The organism is Candidatus Sericytochromatia bacterium (assembly GCA_035285325.1).
Classification (GTDB): Bacteria; Cyanobacteriota; Sericytochromatia; order S15B-MN24; family JAQBPE01; genus JAYKJB01.
Map to the genome: position 1 here is coordinate 1 of JAYKJB010000128.1, position 3610 is coordinate 3610.

Consider the following 3610-nt stretch of genomic DNA (forward strand, 5'->3'; position numbering starts at 1 on the left):
GGGGTGATTTCATACAAGTTCATACCAGTTGGCCGGGCGCTTTTTCTCAGCGTGGTTAGGCGGCTTTCGGCCACTACCGGTCCTTCGCATCGCCCTCGAAATTTCGACTCCGATGCGCCTTCGAGTGGCAGTAGGGTTCAGGCAACGAATCTGAAGCCTTCGTTGGTTCTGCGCCGTCGCGCCCTGGGAACCGGGATTTTCGCGCCCTACCGTCCCGCTTGATCTGGTGCCTTCGCTCGCGACCACTGCGGGCCGCGGCGCAGCCACCAGTCCCGGCCCAAGGCCACCGGCAGTAGGGCCAGGGCCAGCAGCAGGGCGAGTTCGGCGGCCAAGTTGCTCAGGATTGCAAAGGTGACGGTGGCAAGGACCATGGCGGGCGCCGCCTTGCCGATCTGGCGCGGGTGCAAGGTCGTAAGCAGCTCTTTCACCAGTTCACCGAGGACCCGGCGGCCCCACCACGCCACGCCAAGCATCAGCGCTATGACCAGCAGCCCTAAGGCGCCGCTTTGCGCCGGCAGATTGATCAGGCCATGGGCGAGCATACCCGGCCAAAGCGAGCCGGTCCGCCAGTACAGGCCACCGAGCACCAGCGCGGTCGCCAAGAGAAGCGCGAACGTGCCCAGGTTCAACAAATTGGGCTGGTGGTACTGGGAGTGGCTGAGCGCAAACAGCAAACTGCTCAGCAAGATCGCCAAGCCAGGCGGCATGAACTGCTGCAAACGGCCCTGCAACACACCGCGGTAGAACCATTCCTCCAGCACCGGCACCAGGCCATAGCTGGCCACCGCCATCAAAACCCAGAAGTCCCAGGTTTGCGGCGCATCGAGCAGGGCTTGGCGCCAGGGCTCGGTCGGGCCCAGATCCCACTGCGCATCCACCATCAGCAGGCCCAGATGCCAGGGGGCCAGTAGGCATGCCGCCAGCAGACCCAGCTTCAACAAGGGAAACACTCGCTGGCCGGAGCAGCCAAGGCCCAGTCGCCGCTGCCGCAGGTCGCCGCGCGGGCACCAGATCGCCGCCACCAGCATGGCGGTGCCTGCATATTGAAACAAGAGCACCAGGCCCAACGACTGGGCGAGGGGCAGCCAGGATGCAGGCAACGCGCCAGGTTGTAGCGTTGCCAAGGGGTTGCTCAGGCGCACACCAAAGGTAGCGGCCAGCAGCATTGCCAGCAGGCCTCCCAGAAGGGAAAGGGCCAAGACCTCGAACAAGGCCGGCCAGGCGCGAGCGGAATAAGGGACGGAAGCAGTCATGGGCGAACTCCTGAGGAAACGTAGTCGCATCCTCGGCGCTGGCCCCCCGGGCCGTCGACCACCTCGGCCGAAACTTGCTTTGCGCAAGTAAGAGTCGATCGACTGACCCTCTTCTTTTCGGTCACCTCCTTGCAAATCAATTATTTGGCAGACCTTCCTGGGCTGCTTTCCATTCGGTGGGAGTGCAGCCGGCAACGCGACGGAAGGCCTTGTTGAAGGTCGATTTGTTGTTGAAACCTGCCTCCAGCGCCAAGTCCAAGACAGTGGCTTCGGGATGTTCGCGCAGGCCGCGCTGCACGGCCGCCACGCGCTCGCGGTTGATGTAGTCGAAAAAGGTGCAGCCAATTTCGTGATTGAGCAGCTCCGACACCTGATGGGGGCTGGCAGCCAGCGCCTTAGCCAGCCCGCCCAGGGACAGCTCTCGATCCCGATAGAGCGCCTGCTCGCCCATCAGCTGTTGCAAGCGCTCGCGCAACTCCGGCACGCGGTCCGGCGGCAGGTTGCGCAAACCGCGGGCAAGACCGCTCGCCTCGCCCGCGCTGGCGGCTGGTGGGCGCGTTTCGCTGGAAAAGATGTGCGGCTGCTGCACAGTCAAGACGCCCGTGGCCAGAACCAGCAGTGTCAGCAACAGGCTGACGGAGGTATCTGCGGCCCCCGTCGAACCCAAGGGCGCCCAAAGCCCGAGCAAGTAAGTCAGGAACACGCATTCCAGCAGCAAGAACAGCGCCAGCAGGCCGCTCAGCCAGCGTAGGTTGACGCGGTCGAGGTTGGAGAACTGGTCGCGCAAGCCGGCTTGCCAACGGCGGACTCGCAGCAATCCATAGCCGGTGTAGGCCAGCAGACTGATCGCCTTTCCCAAGGCCAGCAGATTCACACCCACGACTGGCGCCGCGAGCCCGTCGCGAATTCGCGCGATCAATTGCTGCTCCGGCAACATCAACCAGGGCCCCAAGAGCATCAGGTTGGCGACCCAGGGCAGAGCGTGCCCGAGGTCACGCCAGCGCAGCGCCGTCTCGGCACCTGTGAGCCCCTGGACATAAGCCAGCAGCAACGGGCCGAACAGGAAGGGCAGGCTGCTCAGCGCCACATAACTGGCCGGCCAGTACAACCATTGCGCGTCCAGACGCAGAAAGTCGCCCAGCAGCGCCAGTGAAACTACCCCCAGCAAGGCCGCGATGAAGCGATTGGCGCGGCGAGGGCCACCGCGCTTGGCCACCAGGGCAGCGGCCAACAAGCCTGCTTGGATTGCACCCACTGCGGTCAACAGCGCCGGCCATTGCATCGGTCAAGCCTGCCCTTCGGAATTCGGTGCCACGGAAATTCAGAGAGCTCCCTCCGGTGCCCCATGGTGCCACGTTCATCTTCGCCCATCGACTACCGGTCCGCGGGCCTGAGTAACCGGCCGTTCAAGGGCACGCTGGGAAAGGAATCTCAAGCCCTCGGTTTAGGGCCGCTTGGGCCGAGCGTGTGAGGTCCCGAACGGCTGCTTCGTAGACGCTCAACCCGGAAGAAGCCGGTCCCAGCGTTCGGCAGCTTTGGAGAAACCTGAAGGGCGGGTCTGGGTCGTAAGCCGCCCGATGTAGGAAAGTTCGAATCCCCGTCCCCACCAAAAACAGGGGGTCTGAAAACTGAGCGAGTTAGTTAAACAATCTCTTCTGCCCCGCCAGAACTTTACGAGCGCACAGGGCTCTGGGTCACGGTCTCGGGACGCTAGCGATGCGGGTCGCTGCGATTCTCGCGCACCGAGTGCTCGTCTCCGGTCGTTTGCCGATTGAGGTGTTTCGTCGGCTACTGCGTTGAAGCCAGCTTTCGGGCGGACTGTTCGAGTCGATCCGGCGCAACGGCGTCGTCGGGTAGGGCGATGAGTTCCTCCAGGCGCCGACGGATGGCCTGCAGCGTCAGGGCAAACGCACGACGTTTATCCGCCTCCCCGGCGTCCCCCGCCGAGGGATCGGCGTAACTCCAGTGGGCTTTGGCTGGTCGCCCGGGCCAGAGGGGACAAGCCTCGCCGGCTGCGTTGTCGCAGACGGTGATGACGAGGTCCATCGGTGGCGCGTCGGGGCGGGCGAACTCCTCCCAGCTTTTACTCCGCAACCCCGCGATGGGGATCCCCTCGGCCGTCAGGGTTTCGAGGGCGAGGGGGTTGGGCCGAGCGTTTTCTCGCGGCTGACTTCCCGCGGAATAAGCCATGAATCGTCCCTGACCGAGATGATTGAGCAGTGCCTCGGCGAGGATGCTGCGCGCTGAGTTGTGCGTGCAGAGAAAGAAAACGTGGAGGGGTCGTGAGTCAGACATGGGAGATGAACAAGTATCCGCGAACGCCGTGACACCCGAGTGACAGCCCCGCGGTATGTGAA

3 protein-coding genes are annotated in these 3610 nt (G+C 63.9%); all 3 read right to left on the reverse strand.

Annotated elements, in window-relative coordinates:
• Positions 1–206: 206 nt before the first annotated feature.
• On the reverse strand, positions 207–1253 hold the full coding sequence (locus VKP62_15725) for a CPBP family intramembrane glutamic endopeptidase (protein ID MEB3198645.1): 1047 nt from the start codon (positions 1251–1253) through the stop codon (positions 207–209).
• A gap of 136 nt (positions 1254–1389) precedes the next feature.
• Complete coding sequence (locus tag VKP62_15730; GenBank protein MEB3198646.1) at positions 1390–2484, reverse strand: helix-turn-helix domain-containing protein; 1095 nt, start codon at positions 2482–2484, stop codon at positions 1390–1392.
• Between the two features lie 557 nt (positions 2485–3041).
• Positions 3042–3548, reverse strand: a complete 507-nt coding sequence (locus VKP62_15735) for an arsenate reductase ArsC (protein MEB3198647.1) — start codon at positions 3546–3548, stop codon at positions 3042–3044.
• Positions 3549–3610 lie beyond the last annotated feature (62 nt).